We start from the raw sequence: 24,926 nt of genomic DNA, 5'->3' as shown, positions 1-24,926 counted from the left end.
TTTCCTCAACTATATCAGAGCCCTAGATACGCCTCACGAATATGAGGATCATTTTTCAACTCGTCTGCACTACCACTTTGCGTGATGGTTCCTGTCACCATTACATAGCCACGATCAGCAATTTCTAGAGCAGCGTAAATATCCTGTTCAACCAGCAATACAGTAATACCTTCGTTACGGATGGTACTTAAAATCTCAAGCAGTTGATCAACAATCACCGGCGCCAAACCAAGGCTCATTTCATCAACCAACAACAGTTTTGGGTTAGCCATTAACGCGCGTCCCATGGCACACATCTGCTGCTCACCACCTGACATACTGCCAGAGCGCTGCTGACGTCGCTCATACAATTTAGGAAAGAGTCCATAAACACGCTCAAGAGAGGCCTCTATAGCCGCTTTTCCCTGACGACGGTAAGCCCCCATCAAGAGATTTTCATGGACACTCATTTGATCAAACAGTAATCGTCCTTCCGGCACTTGTACCAAACCACTTTCAAATACTTTCTCTGGAGTTTCATCATATAAAGAACGCCCAGCAAAAGTAATATCACCACGCCCTTTAAGGGTTCTCGATAATGAGCGCAATAAAGTGGTTTTACCAGCGCCATTACTACCCACAAGTGCCACAATCTCACCTTCATTAACCCTAAAATGCAGATTATTTAATACATCCACATCGCCATAACCTGCGTACCAGTTATTTAACTGTAATAGAACCTTGCTCATACTCGTCGTTTCCCTAAATACGCTTCGATAACACGCGCATCATTTAATACTTCTTGCGGTGTTCCCGCCATAATTTGTTGACCATGATGAAGTACCAACAAGCGATCAGATAAAGACTGAATAACTTTCATCATGTGTTCAATCACCAGGATAGAAATTCCTGTTTCACGAACAACTTTAATGGCCTCGATCACTTCATCAATTTCCACCAAATTAAGACCGGCCATAACCTCATCTAGTAACAACAACGTCGGTTTCATGGCCATGGCCTTAGCAAGCTCAAGGCGTTTCCGATCAGGTCCACCTAATTCTTCTGCGCGTTGATGGGCTTTACTCTGTAAATCCATACGACTGAGCCACTCCATGGCTTCATCCCGCGCTTGAGATAAGGCTTTATTGGTAGTGGTAGTGCCATACAGTGCCCCCACTGCTACATTATCCAATACGGTAAGTCCAGGAAAGGGCTTCATGATCTGAAAAGTACGGCCAATACCAAGACGGGCACGTTCAAATGCGGGCAAGGCAGTAATATTTTGTCCTTGAAACACAATATCACCAGTAGTTGGAGTGAGTGTGCCACTAATCAAACTCACTAAGGTGGTTTTTCCTGCCCCATTGGGACCGATGAGTCCTACTGTCTCACCTGGCATAATATCTATGTGTACGCCATTAACAGCCAATAAACCGCCAAAGCGTTTGGAGATATTTTTTAAAGATAAAATAGGTGTAGTCATAGACGATACTGACGAATATTATGGATAAAGTAACGCCATCCGGTTACGGGAAATCTCAACCAACAATCGGTTAGTCCTTTGGGCATGAGTATCACAGCAACAACAATCACCACACCAAAGAAAAGGCTTGCAACACTTGATAACGTTGAAGACAACAATTCAGAAACAGCTGAAAGTAAAGCAGCACCAATCACAGGACCCAGTACTGACCCTGGACCACCAAACACCGCCATAATTATCATTTTCACATTTAGGCTTAAATCAAACGCACTATTGGGATCAATGAAAGTAATCCAGTAAGCATGAATGCCTCCTGCCAAGGAACTGAATACCCCCGCTAAAGTGAAAGCCAGCACTTTATAACGAGTTGTATTAACCCCCATAGATTGAGCCGCATCCTCGTTCTCACGAATAGCAATTAAGCCAAAACCAAAACGACTGCGTGATAACCAAAACACAGTCAGCGTAGCAATTACCAATAAACCAAGTGATAACTCATAAAACAACGTATCACTTCTTAACAAAGGAAGTACTAAACCAATATTTCTTCCAGCTATATCTAAGTTAGAAAAAATAGCACTCATCACCTGTGATAGAGCAAGGGTAGCAATGGCAAAATAATGACCGCGTAAACGTAATACAGGCACACCCATAGCTAAGGCAAATAACACTGAAAAAATAACCCCAATCACCAGCCCCACGCCAAATGGCAGATTCCATTGCACCATGGCAATGGCCACACCATAACTGCCTAAACCAAAGAATATGGAATTACCAAAAGAGGCATATCCAGCAAAGCCACCAATAATGTTCCATCCCTGAGCAAGAGTAGCCAACATCAATGCATTAATAGCAAATTGTACTAACGTCGGTCCTGCAATCCACGGTAGGACTATGAGTACACCTAACACTATTATCAACAATAAAGGAAGTAAGCGTTTCATTATGCTGTTTTCCCAAGTAACCCTTGCGGGCGAATAATTAATACCAATACCAACACACCAAAACTTGCCACATCAACAAAGGTGGGGCCCACATACAAAGCAGTAAGAGATTCAATTAATGCGAGTAGTATTCCACCAACAATCACACCTAAAGGATTTTCTAGTCCACCAATAATGGCAATAGCAAAACATTTAGCAGTCAGTGTGGCACCGATATAAGGAGTGATTTGTGAGACTACACCATACAAGTCTCCCGCAGCCCCAGCCAATGCCGCACCAATACCAAAAGTCAGTGCATAAATTTGTTTTGGATTAACCCCATATAATCTTGCTGCAGATAAATTTTGTGCAGTAGCCCGGATGGCACGCCCTACTTTTGTGTGCAACATCATTAACCACAATCCAACTGTAAGACACATGGCTACTACGAAAGAGAACAATTGTACTGTTGGGAAAGTTAAGTTAAACCAAGTCACATGCGTTCCTGCATAGGAGGGATTGATAGTTCTAAAGTCAGCGGTAAACAGTAATTGAGCAACAACCATAAAAATCACATCTAAACCAAATGTGATCAATAACGTATTGAACATTGGCGAACGCGCAATTAAACTTAATACATATCGTTGTAGCACATAGCCCAACATAAACAGCATAATCATGACAAGAGGCAGTGCTAAAAAGGGATCAATACCTAATAATGTAAATAAATAGTAGGCAGCATAGCCACCTAACATTATCAGTGCGCCGTGTGCAAGATTAACAATATTGAGAACACCCCACACCAAGGCAAGACCTAATGCCATAAGTGCATAGAGTCCCCCTAACAGTAGGCCATTCACAATAACTTGAAATAATAAGTCCATATTTTATTCTTTATTAACTAAAACGGGAGTGCGCTTTTCCAACCACGCACTCCCGTTACTTTACAATTATAAAGTTTAACGTTTATCCCAACTTGGCATTGGGTAAATTGGTTTGTTGATTAAACTCTGACCATAAATATCCACCACTGCGTCATGCTGAACTTGAATGACGGTTTGTGGCAAACTAATTTGGCCTTCCTTATTAAAGGCTACGGTGCCATACAATGATTTAAAGTTAAGTTGCGTGATGGCATCACGAACCTTCTTAGGATCAATACTGTTAGCTAACTCAATTGCTTTAGCAAAAGCTTCAACATCGGCAACCGCGGAAGCGGCATGGTAATCAGGATCGTAGCCAAACTTAGCTTTATAGGCACTGGCAAATACTTTAGCATCACCAAAATACTCATCTTTGTTTTGTGGTGAAGGCACCCAGGACGTCATCCCGAAAGCATAATTGGCATCTTTACCCAATGCGTGACGAAAATCTTCTGTTGGTACACCGACAGTAAAGGAGTACATCTTAGGATTAAAGTTTAGACTTTTGGCCTGACGTATAAAATTCAATACTTCAGTCTCATGTCCTGCAACTAATACTGCATCAGGATTAGTCGAGCGTAGCTTGGAAATTAAAGTTGAAAAGTCGCTGGCATTGGTACTGTAGCGTTCATCTTGTACCACTTTCATTCCAGCTTGTTTCACCCATTGACGTGTACCCTCAGCAACGGACACATCAAAAGCATCATCAGCATACAAAATAGCCACGGTCTTAGGTTGTGGGCCCAGAGTTTTCATCATACTAACGGTACTTTCAAAGTAACGGCTAGCTACCGGGAGTGTACCAAAGATGTATTTGTAGCCTCGATTAAAAATTTGATCGGAAGCACCACCACCTTGAATCATTGGTACTTGAAATTTCTCTGCCACAGACGAATCTGCCAAAGCAAAATTACTAGCAAAGGGCCCTAGCAAAAAGTTGACTTTATCTTGGTTAAGTAGCTGAACGTACTGACGAACGCTTAAGTTACTATCCGATTGGTTATCAAGGATTTTAAGTGCTAATTGATAACTTTTTCCGGCAATCTTAACGCCTCCTTTGGCGTTGATCTTGGCCACAGCAAAATTGTAACCATCGCGATAGTAACGGCCTGTATTAGCTAACGCACCGGTTTCTTGTACTGATGCACCCAAAGTAACCGTATCTTGTGCTAAAGCCTGTCCCATTACTAACACACTTGCCAGAGCGATTAGAGTCTTTTTCATAGAGCCTCTCCACACATATCGAAAAAAATAGTATTTTAACAGGTTATAAGAAATTATTTCACTGTTGCCATTTCTGTGTAAAAAAACTCCTTAAGCAGGAGTGAACTGATTATCGGTATTATTTCAGTACTTTTCCTGTGCTGTCAGATACAGATAAAAATAGCGGGATACCCTGAGCCACACTTTTTCCAACCGTGCAGAAATCCTCAAACTGATCAAGTATGCGATCTAAGTGATTAATCTCGTCAGCCGCTTTCCCTAATATTAATTCAATGTTGATTTTAACAACACGTAATCGACCTTCTGCATTACGACCTATTTCACCACTGGCATTGGCTTTTATAGGAGAAGCATGATTGTTAAATTTATGTAATGCAAAATGCAATGAGTCAGCCATACAATTTGCAACAGCAGCCAACAACAATTGACCAGGAGTGGGACCAATCCCCTGCCCTAATGGCGCGTCTTCATCACTTACTACAACAGGTTTATTGTCACCAAAATGAATTGCAAATTGAAATTGATTGTGTTGAATTAGTGATACATGAAGTTTTTCACTCATAGCATCCCTCCTACTAAGATATTTTTTTAAGAGCGCGTTGATGTTGTTGGATTAAATAGCCGAAAACAAAACCCAATAGTGGAATGGCCACAGCCACCAGTAAAAATAAACTGTTTTCATGCCAATGAGCCAACCATTGTGCAGATAAAATAACCCCTAAAGACTGTCCTAAAAAGAATAAAGAGGCAAATAAAGACACCGCTGTCCCTCTCACTTTAGGCGTCATCTGTGTAGCATTAGTTTGCATGGTGTTGTGAATCATATAATAACCCATACCCAGTAAATAACTCGATGGTATAGCAATCCACCAACCAGATACGATAGCCAACAATAACCAGCCAAGACCCAACAACCCACCACCAACGAAAGACAAACCCACCTCACCTAATAAGCCAACAAAATAACGCGCAAAAAAAGTATAAGAAAAGCCTCCGACACCAAAACTCATCATGACCATGCCACCTTGAGTCAGCGATAATCCCGCTTCGTGGTGAAGATAAGAGGGAATGAAAGCCAAGGGGCCAAAGACAAGTACTCCTTCAGTAAATACCGTAAATAACACCACCCTGGCCCACGGCGTTGTTAGTACCATACCAGTTTGTTTGATGATCCCTAAATGAGCAGAATGATGTTGAGGTGTATGGTGAGTCGTCGCGTTACTAACCGATTGCCAATATACGCCAATACCAATACTGAGATAACATAAAGCCATGAAGTAAAAGGCGTATTGGTAACCTAATTGATCAGTAAACAAGCCACCAATAAATTGTCCGCCAATTACCCCCAACACTTGACCTGCTAAAAAACGCGCTAAGGTAGCCTGCCGATCTTCATAGGCAATGGTATCCCCAATCCATGCCATTGATAAGGGAATGATGCCCGCCGCTGTGGCACCTGCCAGCAAACGAAAAAGATACAAGCCATTCATGGTGTCAGTTATAGCAGCACCAAGACTACCAATGGTACTCAATAGAGTCATTATGCCAATTAAGCGATACTTACCAACTCGGTCTCCCAATGGGCCATAGATAATCTGACAAAACCCATAGGCCACAGAAAACAATGAAATAACTAAAGAAGCCTCTTTGGCAGTAACGTGAAAATGGTTAACTAGGCTTGGTAACATAGGATCGCAAATCCGGTTAGCTGCGGCACTTGAAAATGCAGCAATGGAGAGCCACACGACAGCCTGCGAATGAAGAGCAGTTTTATTCTTATTCAGCGACATATTTTTTAGTAAGGTTCCAAATTAATTGAATAATATACACTTTTATCAGCGGTTGTTAAAAGCTTTTTTGCCAACGAGTAATTAACTTGGTTAGATTAAGACCTGTACTAGCATGTAATTGTTGGGCACGCGTTCTTAATTCTTGCCAATTTGGCGTATTAAGTGACAAATCCACTCCTGCAAAAGCAATAGTATTACCTTCATCGCCTGAGGGAAGATAGCCAAACTGCTGACCAAAAACCTGTTCTAAGTATCGAAGACTGCGTTGAAAGCGCAAACGGTAATTAAATAAATTAATTGTCACAATCCCCGTTGCCGTTAAATGCGACTGGCAGAGTTGATAAAACTCAATACTATCAAGGCGTCCTGCTTGCGCATTGGCATCAAAGCCATCAACCACTATTAAATCAAATTGCTGTTTACTCTGCTTAAGCCAATCAAAACCATCTGCACAATGTACCTCAAAGTTATCGCTATTATCAGGACATTTAAAAAACTGTCTAGCGCAGTGAATAACCCTTTCATCGATTTCCACAATGTGAATATGACTTGATTGAGCATATTTATATAAAAATTTTGCGAGTGAGGCACTACCAAGTCCAATCAGTAAAATCTGTTGAGGCATACCCTCATCACGCAAAATCAGTGAGAGCATCATCTCTTTGGTGTAGTCCAGTACCAACTGATAAGGTTTTGATACTTTCATTGCCCCCTGAATCCAGTCTGAACCAAAATGAAGGGTTCTAATTCCCATACTCTCTCGAATATCAACGCTGTAGGTCATAATATCTATCTATTTGTGTAATAAAAGGTATTATACGTGGTGATAATATATTGACTAAAGAAAGGTGAACACTCTTGATTCAATTGGTTGTTTTATTTTTTATCTTGTTAAGTATTTCTATGCATTCTTTTGCTGAACTCACCAATAATCCTCTAATTGGTGGCGGCATAGAAGTTCAACCAGCCTACGATGGATCACGCAATGAGGTGGCTTATCCTGTTCCTCTTATACGTTATTTTGGTCAGCATTGGTTTATTCGTGACACACAAGAAATATTAGAAGGAGGCTTACGCCAAGAGTTATTACCCGGTTTATTTATTGGTGCACAATTAGCCTATGAACCTGGTCGCCTTACTTATCAGTCTAATCTGTTACAACAACACCAAATACCAGGTATTGCCCCTAGCGCTTCAGTCGGTGGCCATATTGAGTGGGATACCCAATGGGGCCCTATGCCAATTAATTTATTACTCCGCGATCGTCAACGTATGGGTCCCGTAAGTGGTGCATTAATCGATGCCAGGCTCACTGCTGGCATTCTTGATTATCATCACTTAGGACTTGCTTTATACAGTCAAAGCACATGGGCCAACCATACCTATAACCAAGATTTTTATGGCGTCAATACTACTTTGGCAAATCAAAGTGGGCTCAGCAATTACACACCAGGAAGTGGTTTACTATTTAATTCCTTTGGGTTGATGGGTGGCTATAGCTTTAATAGCCATTGGGCACTATTTGGTTCAGTTGAAAATAGACGTATGACGAGTCTAGTCACTCAAAGCCCTTTAGTTGACGCAGGCAGTGTACGCTACATTAACCTTAGTCTAATTTACCAATATCCATAGGCTCTAGGAACAAACCTCCGAATAAACTGTCTCCACAAAATACCAGGTTACGAGTACACTATTTATTTTAATTTTATAACTAATTTTTTGAAGGACGAATCATGAGCCAAATTATCCCAGACGTGGCGCTTATTGATAACAGTGAAGAACGGGCTCCCTTAGTACTCGTATTAGATTGCTCTGGCAGTATGAATGATGAGAACAAAATTGGGCTCATGAATGACGGACTTAAAACGCTCTCTCAAGAGTTAAAAGATGATCCTATCACCGCTCGTTGTGGACGTATTTTAGTTATTGCCTTTGGCGGTGACAATAATGTGGAAATTATGGGTGAATGGACTGACGCGATGGATTTCACCCCACCCAATCTTTACGCAGGTGGGCTCACCCCAATAGGCGCTGCTATGCGTTTGGCTTTAGATGAAATTGAAACACAAAAAAATGAAATGCGGAATGCAGGTGTTCCCTACAAGCGTCCTATTCTCATGCTTCTATCTGATGGAGAGCCGACAGATGATTGGCAAGGGATCGCAGCCGCATGTAAAAATGCTGAAAATGCTCACAAAGTTAATATTATGTCGATTGGAATTGGAGCAAGTGCCAATAAAGACATATTAGGACAATTTAGTAATAAAGGCGCTTTAAGTCTTGACGGTTTGAAATTCAAAGAACTCTTTGTATGGCTAAGTCGCAGTATTCAGGCTGTATCAAGAGCACAAACTGGGACCACAGTACAACTTAATCCGGTAGACAGCTGGGCACAAATTTCGACCTAATAATCAGCTAAAAAGACATGAATTTATGAATTGGAGAGTATTTCAAGGCTCAGCCAGAGGTGGCCACCATATTGATCAAAACATACCTTGCCAGGACTACGTTTATTACCAAACCCACAATCAATTACTTTGTGCGGTAGTGTGTGATGGCGCAGGTTCAGCCAGTTTAAGTGATCAGGGGGCAGCTTTTTTTGCTGAACATATTACAAAAAAATTGATTAGTCGAGTAAGTATTGGGCCCTATACCAGTGAAGAGCTGACGCCTGTCATTGAAAGCTGTATCGCCGAGGTACGTGAAGAATTAATCGCCACACTCAATCCTGACCACACTCTTCGTGATTACGCTGCCACAGTAGTGGGATGCTTAATGAGTACTGAGGGAGGATGTTTCTTTCATATTGGTGATGGATTCGGTGTATATCAAGCAGATAACCAACCGGCCATTGTTTCTTTACCGGAAAATGGTGAATACGCATCAGAAACTTTTTTTGTGACAGGGGATGATTGGCAAGCTCATTTGCGTCTAACCCTATTACCGAGCCCTCAGAAAGGAACATACTGGGGCTTAATGAGTGATGGTGCAGCCACTTTTGCTATTGATAAACAGCGCACAGGTTTTTTCCCTGCGTTTATTAACCCAGTACTGAATTATTTAAAGCAAGTTGATGAATCAGCAGGTAGTGCCGCCCTACTCAATCTATTAGAAAGCCCAAAAACGACTGCTATCACGAGTGATGATAAAACACTCTTTCTTGCTACGTTAATTGAATAGCCTGCGCTATAGCGAGTGTATGTTTTCTCCTTCTTATAAGTTAGTGTGGCCAGATGGCAAAACTGAAAAAACACAACTCAACTCCATTGGGAAATCTGGCGGTGCCGGTGAAATTTTTAATATAACAAACCATCCACACTTGGTTGCAAAAGTTTATCATGCTGAAACCAAACCAGAACAACTTAAACAGTATGCACAAAAAATTCATTGGATGGTTCGTAATAAACCCGAGTTACCTACCCTCCCTCAGTCTATCCAGCATGTGGTTCAATTAGCCTGGCCCGTTGCCGAGGTATATAAAGGATCGTTCTTTGTCGGATTTGCGATGGAGAAAATCGATTTTGAACGAACCATTGAATTAGATTATTTATTAACTAGACGTCAAGCAGAACAAGCAGGCATCAGTGTTGATTTTGGTAAGTTAATGGCAGTGGCCTATAACTTATCCTCAATTATTAATACCTTACACAATAAAAAAATTGCTGTCGTTGATTTAAAACCAATGAATATCAAGGTATATAAAAATGAGTTATTGATATCAATTCTTGACTGTGATGGTTTTTGTATTTATGCCGATGATTTCCAATCAGATGCACCACAGGTTACACCAGAGTATTTGGCTCCAGAATTTCATAATAACGTAGTCAATCGCCCACACAATCAAGATGCCTTTGCGCTAGCAACAATTATTTTTAGATTACTGAATTATGGGATACATCCTTTTGTGGGGGTGTCAGATACCAAAATGAAATATCCCACTGAACTCGCGAATCGAATTCAACATACTCTTTACGCCTATGGCATGAAACCTCATGCCGGAATTCGACCTGTGCCAGCAAGTATTCATGAGACTTTCCCTGATGATATCAGAACTTTGTTTGACCGAGCTTTTGGCTGGGTGCCAGGGGGTAGACCAGGAGCCTATGAATGGGCAATGGTTACTGCTCAGTACGCCAATAAAAGTTCAGGACAAATGGATGTATGTGTCAATGGACATATTAAATTTGTAGAGAAATCATGTCCCACATGTATGCGTGATCAAATTTTACATCACCATCATCGCAATAAAACACGCTTAAAAGCCAAGTTAAAAGCCGTACCACAACGCACCATTCGTCATGTACATAAAACCATTAACCGTACTCATGCTAATCCTTTTCAGGCTGCATTAGCACAATATCAAGGACCCACAATTAACTACAGCGGCAATATTAACTTAAATGGCCCCAATGTCCCTTTGACCACCGCAACCGCTAATGCGCTAGCTACTGAAATTATCTGGGTGATAGGTCTACTTATTACTTATTGGTGGTTAAAATAATGAGTTTAACTTCTCTTGTTATCGTTCTTTTATCTCTGATTGTGGCCGTATTATGGCGCCCCCGACATAGAATTGATGGCTCTGCTTGGGGTTTACTGTTTGTTTTTATATGTTTCGGCTTAGTGACTTTATGGTTTGTTTTTCATCAAGATCTGGCTACCCGTTCGATTACTTTTAATCACTTCAAACCCAGTTTGTTTTATTGGACACTAGCAGTGGTGTTAGTGGTTTTTCCCAGAGTTGGTTGGGGGTATCCAGCCAAATGGATTATTGGTCCCTATTTTCCAATGGCCAATAGTGAATGGTTCTATCTTAATCAAGTATTGATTTTATTATATGTTTTCCTGGGTATTTTAAATGCCTATATGTTTTTAAAATTTAACGACTCAGTATGGATTGATTTTAAAGAAAGTTGTTATATGAACCTACTTGTCTTGATATTGGTACGTATTAACTTTATCTGGTTACATATTTTCAAAAATATTTTTGATTTAATAAAGCAATTATTTCAAAAAAACACTCCTTAACCTATTGATTTAATTTCATAAAAAAAAGATACATTTTAACACTAGACAAATTCTAAAAGAATTAGTAAGGTAACGAACAATCTTTTTTATCACTCAGGAGTACTTTAATATGACTATTAAATCCTTCGGTTACGCCGCTCACTCACCCACTGAGGACTTATCTCCTTTTCATTTTGAACGACGTGACCCTCGTGATACTGACGTAATTATTGATATTGAATACTGTGGTGTCTGTCATTCAGATCTTCACCAAGCCCGCAACGATTGGCAAAATAGTAAATACCCAATGGTTCCCGGTCACGAAATTATTGGTCGTATCAGCTTTGTAGGAAATAAAGTAACCAACTTTAAAGTTGGTGATCAAGTAGGTGTAGGTTGCATGGTAGATTCCTGCCAACATTGTCATCCATGCCATGAGGGCCATGAGCAATATTGTGATGAATTTCCAACTCTTACCTATAACGATGTCGATCGTCATGATCAACTACCAACTTATGGTGGCTATTCCAACCACATCGTTGTATCCCACAAATTTGTCGTTAAAGTACCAGAAACCCTTAACCTAGAAGGGGCAGCACCATTATTATGTGCAGGTATTACAACCTGGTCTCCATTGCGTCATTGGCAAGTTGGGCCCAACAGTAAAGTGGCTGTTGTAGGTTTAGGTGGACTTGGTCATATGGCCATAAAACTTGCTAAAGCATTAGGTGCTGAAGTGAGCTTATTTACCAGGTCAGCTAATAAAGAGGCGGATGCGAAACGTTTAGGTGTTGATCATATTATTCTCTCCACTGAAGAAAATGCGATGAATGGCGTTAAAAACAAATTTGACCTCATTATCGATACTGTTCCCTACGCCCATGATTTAAACCCTTACGTTCCTACCCTTACTATCAATGGAACACTGGTGTTGGTTGGCTACCTGGGTGATCTTGATCCTATGGTTAACTCCGTACCTCTTATTATGGGCCGCAAATCTATAGCCGGATCACTGATCGGTGGTATTAAAGAAACACAGGAATTACTAGACTTTTGTGGTAAACATAACATTACCTCAGATGTTGAAGTCATTAGTATGCAAGACATCAACCACGCCTATGAGAGAATGCTAAAAAGTGATGTGAAGTATCGTTTTGTCATTGATCTGAAAACCCTCAACAAGTAACCATTCATTAGAAACCTCAACTCTACAGAAGCGGAATATCCTGCTTCTGTAGCTGTTCTTATCGCCGTTTACCCCTCTTTTTTATTGTTAAAAGAATAACTTACACTCTTGCATTTTGTACGTATACGTACTATATTAGTACGTACAGAAACCAATTAACTACAAGGAGTCAATTCATGTCAAAAGTGGTCGTGGTTTATCACAGCGGTTATGGGCATACCAAAAAGCAAGCTGAGGCCATTGCAAATGGTGCTAAAGCAGCACTGATAGCAATTGATGCTGAAGGTAATATTAGCGAAGAAGAGTGGCAATTGTTAGATAATGCAAAAGCAATTATATTTGGCTCCCCCACTTATATGGGGACTGTCAGCTGGCAATTTAAAAAATTTGCAGACGCTTCGTCAAAAGCGTGGTTTACACAGAAATGGAAAGATAAAGTGTTTGGTGGATTTACTAATTCAGCAACCATGAATGGCGACAAGCATTCCACCATTCATTATTTTATCACTCTAGCCATGCAGCACTCAGGCATATGGGTCGGTACAGGACTCATGCCATCAAACGCAAAAAATGCTAACCGCGATGATATTAATTTTGTGGGCTCATTCGCTGGCGCCATGATGCAAACACCTTCTGATGCATCAAGTGATGAGGTCAATAGTGGCGATCTGGAAACAGCTCGCCTGTACGGTCAGCGTATTATGACATTCGTTGAAAAAAATTAAAGCAAGTAGGAGGTGGTCAATCTATACCACCTCCCTAATTTAAATTAATAAGCGTTGGATTCGATTTGTATTTGATCACTAATCTCCTTCACCCCTTCAACTTTACGTGCATCACGCAAGGCAACGTCCTTATCAGCAGGCTCAAACACCAATCCACCTAGAATCGCCGTACCTTTATACACAGTTACATCCACATGGCCTAAGAAGGTATATTTTTCATGTTTGTAATTTTCCAAAATTTGATCTTTGATTTTTTGATCAGCCGTTTCTTCTTCTGCTGTATAAGGCGTTTGTGTTGCGCAAGCTGTTAAAGCTGCTAGGAGAGCAAGACATAATGATCGTTTAAAAAAGTTTACTGTTTTCATATATTTTCCATCAAATTGATTATTACTTGGTATCAATTATGACAGTAAACACACAGAAAAAATCTATCAAATAAGTAAAAAAGGTAAGTTAATAACAATTTGTAATAACTTTTTCCTAACTTTACACTTAACCCATTGAATTACGTCATACTAAAAAAATTGATAACAAATTTTGGATAGGATTTCATGACAGTTTGGCTAAGATATGTACCTTGGTGGTTAACAGGTTTACTTTTCTTATATACAGAACTCAATACACCTGAAGATATTGGCTACTTCACCCTACTCTACTCTAAGTTATTTGCTATTTTGTTTTTAATTGGTTTATACGATCTATTCCAACAGCAACATTCCATTAACCGCAACTATCCACTGATTGGTCATCTTCGTTATCTGTTGGAATCAATCCGCCCTGAAATTAGGCAATATTTTGTTGAAAGTGATGAGGACAAAGTACCCTTTTCAAGAGCGCAGCGCTCATTAGTCTATCAACGAGCAAAAAAAGAATCCTCACAACGTCCATTTGGTACTTTAGAGCATACTGAAGCGTCAGGTTATCAAACTCTACTTCACAGCCTTAATCCTCAACCAATAGTAGATTTAACCCACTTAAGAACTGTCGTGGGGAGTGAGCAGTGTCTTCAACCCTACTCCATATCATTATTTAATATTTCAGCGATGAGCTTTGGTGCTCTATCTGCAAACGCCATCATGGCACTTAATCGAGGAGCAAAACTTGGGCAGTTTATTCAAGATACAGGAGAAGGATCAGTTTCTCCCTATCATTTGCAGTATCAAGGAGATTTGATTTGGCAAATTGCCTCAGGTTATTTTGGATGCCGCACTCAAGAAGGATTATTTGACCTCCAACGCTTTAGCGAAGTCAGTAATAAACCCAACATTAAAATGATTGAAATCAAACTATCACAGGGAGCGAAACCTGGCCATGGTGGAGTACTCCCAGGAGCCAAAGTCACCGCAGAAATTGCTATGACTCGATCTATTCCTGTTGGAGAAACTTGTACCTCTCCTGCGAAACATAGCGCCTTTAACAACCCGATTGAATTACTGGACTTCATCAATCTATTACGTGATAAATCTGGCGGTAAACCTGTTGGTATTAAATTGTGTATTGGTCAACCTAAAGAATGGTTCGCTTTAGTCAAGGCAATGATAATTACCCGCCAACATCCCGATTTTATTGTTATAGATGGTGCAGAAGGTGGTACGGGTGCCGCGCCTATTGAGTTTGTTGATCATGTTGGTTTACCACTTGAGGATGGTTTACATCTTGTGAACCAAACATTATTGGCTTGTGGATTACGAGGAAAAATTAAGATTGGCGCGTCAGGTAAAATTATTTCCGGTTTTGATCTATTTAAAGTATTAGCTTTAGGGGCGGATTGGGGTAATTCAGCTCGCGGTTTTATGTTTGCTTTAGGTTGTATTCAATCTCTCTCTTGCCACACTGACACCTGCCCCACTGGGATTGCAACACAAAACAAACAACGTCAAAAAGCACTTAACCCAGAAGATAAAGGAGTGAGAGTCTGGAACTATCACGATGCAACACTAAAAGCCTTAGCTGAGCTGGCAGCTAGCGTAGGTCTCCAGCATCCTAGTCAGGCGAATTTAGAATTGATTATGGAACGCCAAAGTAAAGGACAACTCATGCCACTATCAAACAAACTTTATCGCTTCCCTCAATCATTATTTACTGATACGTCACTCACCAACAAACCATACGTAGAAGGTGTACCCAACTACCTCATCGATGCTTGGAATCAGGCTTCTGCAGTCACGTTCTAAAAATTCATTAAGTGGTCGTTTTAGCAATGGTTGTTACTTGATGAGCAGAACTATGTTGCATATTGGTATAGAAAGCAGTGATTAACTCCTCATACTTTCTCCATGTTGCAACATTTAATGCCATCAAGTGTGATTGTTGTTGCAAAAAGAACTGGACCACTTCTTGGGCCTGGATCGGTTGATGGTTTTCAATAGATTTAACCACCTTATCAGTTAGATGATCGGTATTCTTTTTAATGTGATCAAGACGATCGGTCGCATACTCTTTTTGTACATTAAATAAGTTACTACTTAAGGTCCAAAATGGCATCCATATGGCATTTAGTTGTTCCATACTAATTGATTGAGTGTTCTTGTCATTGTTATTAGTAAAAGTCATTTTTCTCTCCCTATTTAATTCTCAATTGAGTGAATAAACTGCGTGATTTTTGGTGCAATCTGTTCACGAAATATACGACCGTTAAATGTGCCGTAATGACCAATATTAGGTACTAATAAATAATCTTTAAAGTGATCGGGTAAATTATTGGTGATCTGCAGTGCCGCCTGAGTCTGTCCAATACCACAGATATCATCTTTTTCACCTTCTATCACTAAAAGATGAGTTTTTTTAATGTGAGCAGTATCTACACGATGCCAACGGCTCATCATTTCACCTTTTGCTAGACTAAATTTCAGAAATACTTGATCAATGGTCTGTAAATAAAACTCTGCCGTTAAATCCATTACAGAAAGATATTCATCATAAAAGTCTTTCTTTTTTTCAGCGTCTTCATCATTACCCTCAACCAGAGACTCAAACATTGATTCAATAGATTGAAGATGGCGCTCAGGATTCATAGCCATAAAACTATTTAATTGTATAAATCCAGGATAAACCTTTCTACCGGCTCCCAAATTAGGAGGAGGAACAATTTGAATTAGATTTTTTTCAAACCAACCTAAATCATGTTCGATAGCAAATTGATTGACTACTGTAGGGTTTTGTCTTGCATCAATAGGTCCTGCAACAAGAGTGAGTGACTTTGGCTGGCATCGATCACCCCAATCAGCCATAATGGCAGTGGCAGCAAGTGCAGCGACGGTTGGTTGACATACAGCCAATACGTGAGTACCCGTTCCTAAGAAATGCATAAAATCAACTAAATAATCAATAAAATCATTGAGGTTGAATAAATCGGAAGCCAAAGGAATTTGTTTACAGTTTAGCCAATCAGTAATGTATACATCATGATGAGGTAAAAAAGTTTCGACTGTTTGTCGAAGTAATGTTGAATAATGCCCTGAATAAGGGGCGATAATAAATAATCGTGGTAACGACTTCTCACAATTCAGTTTTTTAAAATGAACCAACTGACAATATGCTCTTTTCAACACTACCTGATCTTCAACCAGATATCTGATGCCATCTATTTGGGTTTCATGTATGTTCCATTTCGGTTTTTCATGAATCCCTGAGAATTCCTCAAATACGGTAACCCAGGCATTAAGTGTATTAACCCATTGATCAGAAAAGCCTGAGTGAGGCATTTCTTTTATCAAGCTTTTAATAACTCGGCTTGACTGCCTTGCTGGACTTAACATTAAATTGAGTGATTCTTCAATAAAATAGAGCATATTTTTCTCGAATAATAAATAACTAATAGTTACTTTTAAACTATCAAGATATAAAAAACCGTTACTTTTTATAATAAGTTATTACTTAACACCTAAAAAATGACAATCGAATGACAGTCGTATGAAGTTAAAATAAAAAACAATAAAAACCATTAACCGGTAGCCTATAAATGAACTATTTCACTTAATATCTTCTAATTAATAATAAATTCATCTATTTTTTAAAATAAGTAACTTATTAATATCTTGGAATAAATATGAATAAACCTCATTTAATTTATTTTGCTGATCCCATGTGTTCATGGTGTTGGGGCTTTTCTCCTGTAATTGATGCTATACAGGCAAAATTTGGTGAACAATTACCGATTAAGTTGATAGTTGGAGGATTACGTCCTGGCAATCAACAGGCAATGGATGAGGCGGAGAAAGCGGATATTCGCAGTCATTGGGAACATGTTCATGAAGCGTCCAATCAACCTTTTGACTTTGGTTTTTTTAATCGCAATCATTTTGTTTACGATACGGAACCAGCAGCACGAGCAATTGTAGTCATTCGTCGACACAGTATGCAATTAGCTATTCAAGCATTAAAAGAAATACAACATGCATTCTATGCAGGTAATAAAGATGTAACAGATACAAATGAATTAGCGGCTATAGCAGAAAAATTAGGTCTTAATAAAGAGAGTTTTAAGACAGAGTTATTGTCAGAAGAAACCAAAGACGAAACATGGACAGATTTTGCACTAACTCATAACTCAGGTATACGTGGCTTCCCTACTCTGATTGCTGGAGTCAATGATGAAGAGCAGTTCACATTGATTACCCATGGTTTTCAATTGAGTTCAAAGATCATACCTGTATTGGATAATTGGCAACATAACTTAATTTCAACACAATGAATAGTTCACAACCATTAGAAAAATTAACCTTATTTTATGACGGAGCTTGTCCCCTCTGTCGAGCTGAAATACTTTTTTTATCGCGACGTAATCATGACGGACTACTTGACTTTATTGACATACAATCAGAGCGCTATCTACCTGAAAAAGTAGGTGTTTCCTGCGAACAGGCTTTATCAGCAATGTATGCGCAATATGCAAGTGGTCAGTTAATTCATGGGATAAGTGTCTTTCCTGAAGCATACAAAAGAGCCCAGTTACCGTTATTGGCATGGTTTTTCTCAAGAAAAACCTTACAGCCTTTATTTACAGTGGGCTATCGCTTCTTTGCTAAAAACCGCCATCAAATATCTAAACTAATTGGTCCTGCATTATTATGGATAGTTACAAAGAAACGGATTAGAGATAAGTAATTTTAAAACCTGCTGAATAATTACGTTATAGTGTATTCATTTATTAATCTTCTTGCTGAAACAAATTTATACTTCAACAACCACAATAGAGCCTTCACCACTATCCAGAATGTCATACTGAGTTTCAAAATGCTCAAATCCATTCGCTTGGATTAAATCAATAAATTTATCCTGATCTTCTAAAGCAGATATTTTATTTAACAACTTGTTATCCTCGATAAAGTAATCTACGTTACTTACAAAAAGATCACTACAATCAAACGCTTCAGGCAAAAAGATATCATAATAGTTACCGTTATCTTCTTTTTCTGGTAACTCGTCTTCGTTATATTCTAAAGTTGCGTAGGTCCATAAATTTGTAATGACAATTTCATCATCTTGATCATTTTTGTATATATCAGTGACATTAAAACTTTTGAAACATTCAAATTTATAGATTGTGTGCATTCGTTATATCCATGTTATGTATTTACAGAGCGAAAACTATCAAGTGTAGGAAACATATCGCATTTCATAAAGTTGATTGCTGTATCAGGTGTGGCTGTTAGCCAGTCATTAAATTGTTCTTCATCTAAAATAACGGGTGATCTTTTTTCATCATCTATCCTGTGAAACCTTTTCATAACAGGATGAGTATCAACATTACACGTTAACATAGTAAATGAAATAATTTTTTGGTTTGTTTCTTTATCTATCCAAGTATCCCATAGAGAAGCGATACCAATTGGTCGTTTATCAATTCTTTGTATACAGTATCGTTCAGGTTTACCCGACTCATAGGACGGCTCGAAAAAATTATCTAGAATACATAAGGCAAAGCGTCTATTAAACCAAGAGTCTTTATAAGATGGCTTGGTTTTGACGGTTTCATGTCTCGCATTATAAGTATATCTTTGAATCTTTTTATCTTTTGACCATGATGGAATTAAACCAAACTCTGCTAATCCACACTTATGTCTCTCATTTTTACGATCAAAGATGATTATGGGTGCTGGGTAAGAAGGAAAGACTTCTTTTGGATAAGTATGTGGAAGGTCTACATCGAGTACAGATTTAGTCCAATCTTTATTTTTAGTTGGTGTGAAGTTAATACACATTATTTAAACTATTTGGTTAAATCTCTGGCGGAGAGAGAAGAAGTGCCGTAAAACAGAAAAATCCTTATAAATCATAAACGCTTACAACCTTTTAAGACCAAAAATGTGCTCTCTTTGTCCGACCAAATTACACCCAAAATTTATCGGAAAAATTGAGTCTGGCAAGCCCTTAAGTAATTATTAAATCAAGTGAACTGGCACCAGCGCTCACATGACATCCCCTCACTTTAGGAAGCAAGACTTTTCTTCCCTCTCTCTGAGCGCTTTCTAACACCACCAAACCCTTGTTCGAGAAATCATGTACGTCATCGTAGATGCGCCTGGGATTGCGCCCCAACGATTTAGCAATGGCGTAAATCGATTCATTACCACTGGAAGAAATCAATTTTTTTAAAGTCTCGCGTTTCTTGGGATGAAAGTGGATAACGCATTCACTCACAGGAAAGCTCACATCTCCCACGACATAAAAACTCCAAATCGCATCTAATATCGCTTTTTTGCTTGCCTGAAATCGATTGCTATTGCGAATGGCAGGCCAGGTCTTGATAAATTGTTTTTCCCCCACCAACTCAATCAAATCGCGCGCGCGCATGTAATTGACACTCTGAGTAACCACATTGGCTTTTTGAAGATAAAACTCTTTTGACCAATTACGATACGTGAGCTTACCCTGGTCCCAGAAGGCCATGCGCTTTGCTCTTTCCCATTGTAGCGGTTCACTTTTTTTCATATCAATTACCAATCTCTTGAAGCGCCAAAGCTTGCTCTACCAAGGCGGGCTTCACATCCCCAATCAAGCTCAGATTTTCGAATGGCGGCAAGAACACTAAGTTTTCAAACTCATTGATCAAATCAATCCAAGGCATTGAAAAGGTATTGGCGCACAAGGCATCTATCGGAAAATTCGCGCCGTGTGCATTGGCATGCGCTAAAAATTTCTCAACACTTTCGATCTGTCCATTTAAAACATATACATCAAACAAATCCCGGGCAGTCTGACGAGCACCCTGCACTTCTTTGCCGTAACCAGTTCCAGAAATCGTGCGTAATTTGCGATGATATAAACCACCAATTTCTTCTGTCACGACCAGACCAAATTGTTTACGAGGCCATATGTCCGCATAAAGATCCTCTATAAACGAGACCTTAATCATTTGTTCCCCTACCATCGCATTGGCATGCAATTGACGGGCCCACTTACCATCAGACTGGGCATCCACACCCTCTAAACGTACGCCAATTTTGCCCAGCTCAACGGCTAGCTTTTCGGGGTTGAAGGCATAGCCTACAAAAAAATCGAGGTCGTACGAGACCCGATGCTTTAAGTAATAACGCGCTAAAGCAGTGCCGCCTGCTAAGATGGCATCTGGTATACCCAATTTTTCCAAGCTGGGGAAAATCGTGTCGAGGAGCTCGTCCTGAGCTTTGTATAAAGTAACCGTCATATATGACAGTTTATACATATTTCTAAGAAATTGCCACTACAGGTAAATATAAGCTGCTCGAAAGCGATCATTTAAAATGTGCTAGCACACCTACACCTTTGCAGACGGGAATATTCATAGAGGCCCTTGCGCAAATTAGTTACCCAACTAGCGCATCTAGGCAATCTTGATAGAACTCAATATCAAGCTTAGTCACCATGTCATCAGATAAGTCAAAAAGCTGATGACGACATGAGACCGACAAATAGTAGAGATTTAGTACTTTTTTAGCAATCTCCGCCAAATTCACCTCATTATGAATGGACTCGATGGGTCCCCTAAGTGTCACTTCACCAACTATCATTAGACCGTCTCGGACTGATTTTTTCAATAAAGCACCCGACAAAGCAATGAGTGCTGCAACGCTTTGTTATTAAAAAACCAATGGTTTTAGTAAAAATATTTACAGTGTTTTGCTAGATTTATTATTTAATAAGGTATTTTTATATGCTTATTTTTATTGTGGCCAATATCTTTTCCCTTCATATTAAGTAATAAGCCAGGAAGATCATATAGAATATATTCGAATACAAAGTTACATCTACAATGCTGGAATAACTTCATTTTGCGGTTTGTTTTTGCTCGGTTTTCCAAATACACGGAAAAGCCTTTAAAAATGGCGGAGAGGGGGGGATTCGAACCCCCGATACCTTGCGGTACGCCTGATTTCGAGTCAGGTACATTCAACCACTCTGCCACCTCTCCTGAATACGTGATTATACTTTTTAACCGTTTACTCGTAAAAGTTTTTGCTCGAGTACTTCCCAGCGCTGTAAACACGTTTCAATCTCGTGTTGCAATACTGCTAGACGATCTTGCAACTGTTTCACCTCATCTTTTTGGCTAACATAGAGTGATGGATCAGAAAGTCTTTCATTGATTGTGAGTTGTTCTTTTTCTAAAGTATCAATTTTTTCTGGAAGCGCCTCTAATTCTTGTAACTCTCGATTAGTCATTTTTTCAGGACGGTTTTTTGGTTTATCTCTTACTTCCTGAGTGATATGCTTTTTTTCAGTAGCTACAGTATTAGCCGTATCTTCGGTTTTCTTAAGAGAACGATTTACATAGGCCAACCAATCACTATAACCCCCAGCATTTTCCGTTACTTGGCCCTTACCATCGAGAACAATAACTTGCGTTACCACATTATCTAAAAATGCACGATCATGAGAAACTAAAAATAACGTTCCTTTATATTCACTGAGTAACTCTTCTAGCACCTCAAGTGTATCCATATCAAGATCGTTAGTGGGTTCATCGAGTACGACAACATTAGCAGGCTTCGCAAACAGTCTAGCCAGTAAAAGGCGGTTTCTCTCACCACCTGATAAGGATTTCACTTTCGCTCTAGTGCGCTCAGGTGGAAATAAAAAATCTCCCAAATAACTGACACGATGCTTACGTTGACCATTAATTTCTATAAAATCTGAACCAGGGCTAATGGTGTCTATCAATGTGGCTTCAGGATCGAGCTGTTCACGTAATTGGTCAAAGTATGCTACTTGTATTTTTGTACCTAACTTAACTGACCCCTCCTCAGGCTGTGACTCACCAAGCAAGGTCTTGAGTAAGGAGGTTTTTCCTGATCCATTGGGACCAATAATGCCAATTCTGTCTCCACGTTGAATGCGTGTGGAAAAAGAATCAATCAGTAGTCGATTTTCATAGGAAATTTTCACCTTATCCAACTCAACCACTAATTCTCCTGATTGATCACCTTCATGAAGATTAAGCTGCACTGATCCCACTCTGTCGCGTCGTCTTGATCGCTCAACGCGGAGTGCTTCAAGCCGCCTTACTCTACCTTCATTACGTGTTCGACGAGCTTCGATTCCTTTACGAATCCAAACTTCTTCTTGTGCCAGTAATTTATCGAATTTAGCTTGATGACTCTCTTCTACAGCAAGAAGCTCTTGTTTACGAAGTTGATAGGTGGCAAATGAATGACCAAAATGAGCTAACTGTCCTCGATCTAACTCAACAATATCTGTTGCCACATGGTCTAAAAAAGCACGATCATGAGTCACAAACACCACACTGCCTCTGAATTCTTTTAAGAGATTTTCAAGCCATTCAATAGCATCAATATCCAGGTGGTTTGTTGGCTCATCTAATACAAGTAACTGAGGATCATTAATTAACGCGCAGGCAATACCTAATTTCTTACGCCATCCACCAGAGAGCTGCGTAACAGTCTCATCACCTTTAAAACCAATACTATGAAGTAAAGTATCGATGCGATGTGTTGGCGCCCATTCATTATGCAGAAGGCTTGCTTGAGTCACAACATCTAATACGGTTTTATGGTCATCAAAATGATCTTCTTGAGCCACATATCCTACAATAAGCCCCGGTTGCAGCCAGCGCTCTCCACTATCAGGTAACACAGTCCCCAATACTATTTTTAATAGAGAACTTTTTCCTCCCCCGTTTCGACCAATCAAGCCGATACGCTGCCTCTCTTCTATAACAAGATTAACATTATCTAACAGAGCGTGATGGCCAAAGGCCAAGGATAAGTGACGCAGAGTAACTAAGGGCATGAATCATCGACTAAAAAAATTCGTATGATATTCTAGCAATAAAAACCTGTTGCGGGGCGCCATTATTTAAGCCCTTTAATACCCCCAGTGCATACTCTACCTCTTTGCCATTTGGAAAAAATAATTCTCCTTGAATTATCGGACCAATTTGGTGAGCGTTATCAATAGGTCGGTAGTAAGCTTCAAAACCTGGCTGAAATTGATTAGTAACACGGTAAGACAATGCATACCCTCCGCGTAGTGCATAGCGCATGGTTGCATTACTACCTAAATCCTTTTCTGCAAGAATATTTAAACGCTGTTGAAGTCTACCGGAGTCTTTTTCAATCAGAGGGCCAAACTCTAGTGTGTCAGCAATACCTGGTAAAATATGTTGGGAGTAAGCGGCTAAAAACCCCCAATCAACGGCATATTGGCCTCGATCGGTTAACTGAAAAGTATTTTCCCATTCATGACCGTAGAGTGTGTTACCTGTTCCAGGAAGGTGTTGATACTCAGTAAAATAAACTTCGCTTTTCCAATAATCTGTAAAAGTGTGGCCAAGAGACGTTAAAAAACCATTACTGGGAGCAAAACCTGGTCTTGAATCACTCACAGCATAAGCACGGCTTTCTAATTCTGTCTGTCCCTTGACCACATGGGGAGAATACACAACATAATCATCGTCAGCTAAAACACTTTTCATACTGGTTAGTAAAATCATAACTACACATATACCAACCCAATTGTTAGGTTTCATGGCTTTTCCTAACATGACTATTAATGACTACGAACTATACCTACTTCTTTTCTGTTGTAATCGTTATAAAAGCCGTACTCCCCTGCGCTATAAGGCCCCACATACTCTTTTGCCTGTCCTTTAGGTGGTGCAACTATTTCAGACGCAAAGGCTTTTCCTTCTAACTCAACCGGTTCAGAGGTAAGATTTTTCACAATTAAAGGGACTTTTTGACCCGCTGGTATATCAATCGTTTGCGGTTCAATCCCCTTGTCGGTAATGGTTAATATATAACTGTCTTGGGCGTAAGCTGATAAAGCTTGGGTTATGGATAAAAGAACACACAGTGACATGATGTTTTTCATAATGATTATTTCCTTAACAAGTTAAGTTAACTTTAAATGAGAATCATTATCATTGTCAAGTAAATAAGAATCATTTTCATTTAAAAAAATAGATTCTGATAAAATATTAAAAAATAAGCCCTGGTAGCTCAGTGGATAGAGCAACCCCCTCCTAAGGGGTAGGTCGCACGTTCGATTCGTGTTCAGGGCGCCAATTACATCAATCTTTAGAAAACTTATTATTCAAAAAAATAATTCGTCACACTTTAATCGCCATAGGAGTTTAAGGTGGCTACAATCAGGCAACTATCAAATAGCAAATCGTAAGTTCAAATTAGGCGCAAATCACTACCTTGCAAGACAAAATATTTAAAAAAACTCAGATGCACGTATT

Annotated in this window: 29 protein-coding genes and 2 tRNA genes; 11 read left to right on the top strand and 20 right to left on the bottom strand. The window is 39.5% G+C overall.

The window, feature by feature from the left end:
- Window positions 1–14: 14 nt before the first annotated feature.
- From FV185_RS02500 to FV185_RS02465, 8 genes are all read right to left on the bottom strand, one after another.
- A complete protein-coding gene (locus FV185_RS02500; RefSeq protein WP_067493236.1) occupies window positions 15–728 on the bottom strand; it encodes an ABC transporter ATP-binding protein in 714 nt (237 codons plus the stop codon).
- Complete coding sequence (locus FV185_RS02495; protein ID WP_067493234.1) at window positions 725–1,462, bottom strand: ABC transporter ATP-binding protein; 738 nt, start codon at window positions 1,460–1,462, stop codon at window positions 725–727. Before FV185_RS02495 ends, FV185_RS02500 begins: the two co-directional genes overlap by 4 nt.
- On the bottom strand, window positions 1,459–2,406 hold the full coding sequence (locus FV185_RS02490) for a branched-chain amino acid ABC transporter permease (RefSeq protein ID WP_067493232.1): 948 nt from the start codon (window positions 2,404–2,406) through the stop codon (window positions 1,459–1,461). The genes FV185_RS02495 and FV185_RS02490 overlap by 4 nt, the downstream gene beginning before the upstream one ends.
- Window positions 2,406–3,269 (bottom strand): branched-chain amino acid ABC transporter permease, encoded by an 864-nt coding sequence (locus FV185_RS02485; protein ID WP_067493231.1) that lies wholly within the window; start codon window positions 3,267–3,269, stop codon window positions 2,406–2,408. The genes FV185_RS02490 and FV185_RS02485 overlap by 1 nt, the downstream gene beginning before the upstream one ends.
- A gap of 75 nt (window positions 3,270–3,344) precedes the next feature.
- The gene (locus FV185_RS02480; protein ID WP_067493229.1) at window positions 3,345–4,532 is read right to left on the bottom strand and encodes an amino acid ABC transporter substrate-binding protein; all 1,188 of its coding nucleotides are present in this window, start codon (window positions 4,530–4,532) and stop codon (window positions 3,345–3,347) included.
- Between the two features lie 118 nt (window positions 4,533–4,650).
- Window positions 4,651–5,094 (bottom strand): OsmC family protein, encoded by a 444-nt coding sequence (locus FV185_RS02475; RefSeq protein ID WP_067493226.1) that lies wholly within the window; start codon window positions 5,092–5,094, stop codon window positions 4,651–4,653.
- 13 nt (window positions 5,095–5,107) lie between these two features.
- Window positions 5,108–6,322 carry an MFS transporter gene (locus tag FV185_RS02470; protein WP_067493224.1) on the bottom strand — a complete coding sequence of 405 codons (1,215 nt, stop codon included), beginning with the start codon at window positions 6,320–6,322 and terminating at the stop codon, window positions 5,108–5,110.
- 55 nt (window positions 6,323–6,377) lie between these two features.
- Complete coding sequence (locus FV185_RS02465; protein WP_067493222.1) at window positions 6,378–7,106, bottom strand: fused MFS/spermidine synthase; 729 nt, start codon at window positions 7,104–7,106, stop codon at window positions 6,378–6,380.
- A gap of 74 nt (window positions 7,107–7,180) precedes the next feature.
- Here FV185_RS02465 and FV185_RS02460 point away from each other — a divergent pair, with 74 nt between their 5' ends.
- The 7 genes from FV185_RS02460 (at window position 7,181) to FV185_RS02430 (ending at window position 13,240) form a co-directional block, all read left to right on the top strand.
- A complete protein-coding gene (locus FV185_RS02460) occupies window positions 7,181–7,954 on the top strand; it encodes a MipA/OmpV family protein (protein ID WP_067493219.1) in 774 nt (257 codons plus the stop codon).
- A 101-nt stretch (window positions 7,955–8,055) separates the two neighbouring features.
- Window positions 8,056–8,730: a vWA domain-containing protein gene (locus FV185_RS02455; RefSeq protein WP_067493217.1), complete on the top strand. Its 675-nt coding sequence runs from the start codon at window positions 8,056–8,058 to the stop codon at window positions 8,728–8,730.
- Window positions 8,731–8,755: 25 nt separating this feature from the next.
- Window positions 8,756–9,502, top strand: coding sequence for a PP2C family serine/threonine-protein phosphatase (locus FV185_RS02450; protein ID WP_067493215.1), 747 nt, complete (start codon window positions 8,756–8,758; stop codon window positions 9,500–9,502).
- A gap of 19 nt (window positions 9,503–9,521) precedes the next feature.
- A complete protein-coding gene (locus FV185_RS02445) occupies window positions 9,522–10,823 on the top strand; it encodes a protein kinase domain-containing protein (protein ID WP_067493212.1) in 1,302 nt (433 codons plus the stop codon).
- Entirely contained in the window at window positions 10,823–11,350 is a 528-nt protein-coding gene (locus FV185_RS02440; RefSeq protein ID WP_067493210.1) for a septation protein IspZ, read from the top strand. The genes FV185_RS02445 and FV185_RS02440 overlap by 1 nt, the downstream gene beginning before the upstream one ends.
- Before the next feature lie 109 nt (window positions 11,351–11,459).
- Complete coding sequence (locus FV185_RS02435; protein ID WP_067493208.1) at window positions 11,460–12,515, top strand: NAD(P)-dependent alcohol dehydrogenase; 1,056 nt, start codon at window positions 11,460–11,462, stop codon at window positions 12,513–12,515.
- 176 nt (window positions 12,516–12,691) lie between these two features.
- Window positions 12,692–13,240: a flavodoxin family protein gene (locus tag FV185_RS02430; protein WP_067493206.1), complete on the top strand. Its 549-nt coding sequence runs from the start codon at window positions 12,692–12,694 to the stop codon at window positions 13,238–13,240.
- Between the two features lie 44 nt (window positions 13,241–13,284).
- On the opposite strand, the gene FV185_RS02425 is transcribed toward FV185_RS02430, so the two are convergent.
- Complete coding sequence (locus tag FV185_RS02425) at window positions 13,285–13,605, bottom strand: BON domain-containing protein (protein WP_067493204.1); 321 nt, start codon at window positions 13,603–13,605, stop codon at window positions 13,285–13,287.
- Window positions 13,606–13,791: 186 nt separating this feature from the next.
- Here FV185_RS02425 and FV185_RS02420 point away from each other — a divergent pair, with 186 nt between their 5' ends.
- Window positions 13,792–15,414: an FMN-binding glutamate synthase family protein gene (locus FV185_RS02420; RefSeq protein WP_067493202.1), complete on the top strand. Its 1,623-nt coding sequence runs from the start codon at window positions 13,792–13,794 to the stop codon at window positions 15,412–15,414.
- Between the two features lie 7 nt (window positions 15,415–15,421).
- On the opposite strand, the gene FV185_RS02415 is transcribed toward FV185_RS02420, so the two are convergent.
- Both FV185_RS02415 and phaZ read right to left on the bottom strand, forming a co-directional pair.
- Window positions 15,422–15,793 carry a hypothetical protein gene (locus FV185_RS02415; protein ID WP_067493200.1) on the bottom strand — a complete coding sequence of 124 codons (372 nt, stop codon included), beginning with the start codon at window positions 15,791–15,793 and terminating at the stop codon, window positions 15,422–15,424.
- Between the two features lie 14 nt (window positions 15,794–15,807).
- Entirely contained in the window at window positions 15,808–17,031 is a 1,224-nt protein-coding gene (gene phaZ, locus FV185_RS02410; RefSeq protein WP_067493198.1) for a polyhydroxyalkanoate depolymerase, read from the bottom strand.
- A 257-nt stretch (window positions 17,032–17,288) separates the two neighbouring features.
- On the opposite strand from phaZ, the gene FV185_RS02405 reads away from it, so the two are divergent.
- Window positions 17,289–17,933, top strand: a complete 645-nt coding sequence (locus tag FV185_RS02405; RefSeq protein WP_067493196.1) for a DsbA family protein — start codon at window positions 17,289–17,291, stop codon at window positions 17,931–17,933.
- A complete protein-coding gene (locus FV185_RS02400; RefSeq protein ID WP_067493194.1) occupies window positions 17,930–18,346 on the top strand; it encodes a thiol-disulfide oxidoreductase DCC family protein in 417 nt (138 codons plus the stop codon). The genes FV185_RS02405 and FV185_RS02400 overlap by 4 nt, the downstream gene beginning before the upstream one ends.
- A 66-nt stretch (window positions 18,347–18,412) precedes the next feature.
- Here FV185_RS02400 and FV185_RS02395 read toward each other — a convergent pair whose 3' ends face one another.
- From FV185_RS02395 to FV185_RS02355, 9 genes are all read right to left on the bottom strand, one after another.
- Window positions 18,413–18,793 carry a hypothetical protein gene (locus FV185_RS02395; RefSeq protein WP_067493192.1) on the bottom strand — a complete coding sequence of 127 codons (381 nt, stop codon included), beginning with the start codon at window positions 18,791–18,793 and terminating at the stop codon, window positions 18,413–18,415.
- Window positions 18,794–18,807: 14 nt separating this feature from the next.
- Window positions 18,808–19,443, bottom strand: a complete 636-nt coding sequence (locus tag FV185_RS02390) for an SOS response-associated peptidase (protein ID WP_067493190.1) — start codon at window positions 19,441–19,443, stop codon at window positions 18,808–18,810.
- A 169-nt stretch (window positions 19,444–19,612) separates the two neighbouring features.
- Entirely contained in the window at window positions 19,613–20,173 is a 561-nt protein-coding gene (locus tag FV185_RS02385; RefSeq protein ID WP_067493188.1) for an HVO_A0114 family putative DNA-binding protein, read from the bottom strand.
- 1 nt (window position 20,174) lies between these two features.
- Window positions 20,175–20,888: a nucleotidyl transferase AbiEii/AbiGii toxin family protein gene (locus FV185_RS02380; RefSeq protein ID WP_067493186.1), complete on the bottom strand. Its 714-nt coding sequence runs from the start codon at window positions 20,886–20,888 to the stop codon at window positions 20,175–20,177.
- A 139-nt stretch (window positions 20,889–21,027) separates the two neighbouring features.
- Entirely contained in the window at window positions 21,028–21,258 is a 231-nt protein-coding gene (locus tag FV185_RS02375) for a hypothetical protein (RefSeq protein WP_156474151.1), read from the bottom strand.
- Window positions 21,259–21,544: 286 nt separating this feature from the next.
- Window positions 21,545–21,632 (bottom strand) — tRNA-Ser (locus FV185_RS02370).
- Window positions 21,633–21,652: 20 nt separating this feature from the next.
- Window positions 21,653–23,470 carry an ATP-binding cassette domain-containing protein gene (locus FV185_RS02365; protein WP_067493182.1) on the bottom strand — a complete coding sequence of 606 codons (1,818 nt, stop codon included), beginning with the start codon at window positions 23,468–23,470 and terminating at the stop codon, window positions 21,653–21,655.
- Window positions 23,471–23,480: 10 nt separating this feature from the next.
- Window positions 23,481–24,209, bottom strand: coding sequence for a hypothetical protein (locus FV185_RS02360; protein ID WP_067493180.1), 729 nt, complete (start codon window positions 24,207–24,209; stop codon window positions 23,481–23,483).
- Window positions 24,210–24,229: 20 nt separating this feature from the next.
- The gene (locus FV185_RS02355; RefSeq protein WP_067493178.1) at window positions 24,230–24,553 is read right to left on the bottom strand and encodes a cupredoxin domain-containing protein; all 324 of its coding nucleotides are present in this window, start codon (window positions 24,551–24,553) and stop codon (window positions 24,230–24,232) included.
- A gap of 117 nt (window positions 24,554–24,670) precedes the next feature.
- Here FV185_RS02355 and FV185_RS02350 point away from each other — a divergent pair.
- Window positions 24,671–24,746: transfer RNA gene (locus tag FV185_RS02350), tRNA-Arg, on the top strand.
- Window positions 24,747–24,926 lie beyond the last annotated feature (180 nt).

The organism is Ferrovum sp. PN-J185, assembly GCF_001581925.1.
In the GTDB taxonomy this organism is placed as follows: domain Bacteria; phylum Pseudomonadota; class Gammaproteobacteria; order Burkholderiales; family Ferrovaceae; genus PN-J185.
Note: the sequence above shows the minus strand (reverse complement) of the source record. Positions and strands in the feature narration are given on the sequence as shown.

Excerpts from the sequence above, each read along its gene's own strand:
- FV185_RS02500 (WP_067493236.1), bottom strand. The coding sequence starts at position 728 with ATGAGCAAGGTTCTATTACAGTTAAATAACTGGTACGCAGGTTATGGC.
- FV185_RS02495 (WP_067493234.1), bottom strand. The coding sequence starts at position 1,462 with ATGACTACACCTATTTTATCTTTAAAAAATATCTCCAAACGCTTTGGC.
- FV185_RS02490 (WP_067493232.1), bottom strand. The coding sequence starts at position 2,406 with ATGAAACGCTTACTTCCTTTATTGTTGATAATAGTGTTAGGTGTACTC.
- FV185_RS02485 (WP_067493231.1), bottom strand. The coding sequence starts at position 3,269 with ATGGACTTATTATTTCAAGTTATTGTGAATGGCCTACTGTTAGGGGGA.
- FV185_RS02480 (WP_067493229.1), bottom strand. The coding sequence starts at position 4,532 with ATGAAAAAGACTCTAATCGCTCTGGCAAGTGTGTTAGTAATGGGACAG.
- FV185_RS02475 (WP_067493226.1), bottom strand. The coding sequence starts at position 5,094 with ATGAGTGAAAAACTTCATGTATCACTAATTCAACACAATCAATTTCAA.
- FV185_RS02470 (WP_067493224.1), bottom strand. The coding sequence starts at position 6,322 with ATGTCGCTGAATAAGAATAAAACTGCTCTTCATTCGCAGGCTGTCGTG.
- FV185_RS02465 (WP_067493222.1), bottom strand. The coding sequence starts at position 7,106 with ATGACCTACAGCGTTGATATTCGAGAGAGTATGGGAATTAGAACCCTT.
- FV185_RS02455 (WP_067493217.1), top strand. The coding sequence starts at position 8,056 with ATGAGCCAAATTATCCCAGACGTGGCGCTTATTGATAACAGTGAAGAA.
- FV185_RS02450 (WP_067493215.1), top strand. The coding sequence starts at position 8,756 with ATGAATTGGAGAGTATTTCAAGGCTCAGCCAGAGGTGGCCACCATATT.
- FV185_RS02445 (WP_067493212.1), top strand. The coding sequence starts at position 9,522 with ATGTTTTCTCCTTCTTATAAGTTAGTGTGGCCAGATGGCAAAACTGAA.
- FV185_RS02440 (WP_067493210.1), top strand. The coding sequence starts at position 10,823 with ATGAGTTTAACTTCTCTTGTTATCGTTCTTTTATCTCTGATTGTGGCC.
- FV185_RS02435 (WP_067493208.1), top strand. The coding sequence starts at position 11,460 with ATGACTATTAAATCCTTCGGTTACGCCGCTCACTCACCCACTGAGGAC.
- FV185_RS02430 (WP_067493206.1), top strand. The coding sequence starts at position 12,692 with ATGTCAAAAGTGGTCGTGGTTTATCACAGCGGTTATGGGCATACCAAA.
- FV185_RS02425 (WP_067493204.1), bottom strand. The coding sequence starts at position 13,605 with ATGAAAACAGTAAACTTTTTTAAACGATCATTATGTCTTGCTCTCCTA.
- FV185_RS02420 (WP_067493202.1), top strand. The coding sequence starts at position 13,792 with ATGACAGTTTGGCTAAGATATGTACCTTGGTGGTTAACAGGTTTACTT.
- FV185_RS02415 (WP_067493200.1), bottom strand. The coding sequence starts at position 15,793 with ATGACTTTTACTAATAACAATGACAAGAACACTCAATCAATTAGTATG.
- phaZ (WP_067493198.1), bottom strand. The coding sequence starts at position 17,031 with ATGCTCTATTTTATTGAAGAATCACTCAATTTAATGTTAAGTCCAGCA.
- FV185_RS02405 (WP_067493196.1), top strand. The coding sequence starts at position 17,289 with ATGAATAAACCTCATTTAATTTATTTTGCTGATCCCATGTGTTCATGG.
- FV185_RS02400 (WP_067493194.1), top strand. The coding sequence starts at position 17,930 with ATGAATAGTTCACAACCATTAGAAAAATTAACCTTATTTTATGACGGA.
- FV185_RS02395 (WP_067493192.1), bottom strand. The coding sequence starts at position 18,793 with ATGCACACAATCTATAAATTTGAATGTTTCAAAAGTTTTAATGTCACT.
- FV185_RS02390 (WP_067493190.1), bottom strand. The coding sequence starts at position 19,443 with ATGTGTATTAACTTCACACCAACTAAAAATAAAGATTGGACTAAATCT.
- FV185_RS02385 (WP_067493188.1), bottom strand. The coding sequence starts at position 20,173 with ATGAAAAAAAGTGAACCGCTACAATGGGAAAGAGCAAAGCGCATGGCC.
- FV185_RS02380 (WP_067493186.1), bottom strand. The coding sequence starts at position 20,888 with ATGACGGTTACTTTATACAAAGCTCAGGACGAGCTCCTCGACACGATT.
- FV185_RS02365 (WP_067493182.1), bottom strand. The coding sequence starts at position 23,470 with ATGCCCTTAGTTACTCTGCGTCACTTATCCTTGGCCTTTGGCCATCAC.
- FV185_RS02360 (WP_067493180.1), bottom strand. The coding sequence starts at position 24,209 with ATGAAACCTAACAATTGGGTTGGTATATGTGTAGTTATGATTTTACTA.
- FV185_RS02355 (WP_067493178.1), bottom strand. The coding sequence starts at position 24,553 with ATGAAAAACATCATGTCACTGTGTGTTCTTTTATCCATAACCCAAGCT.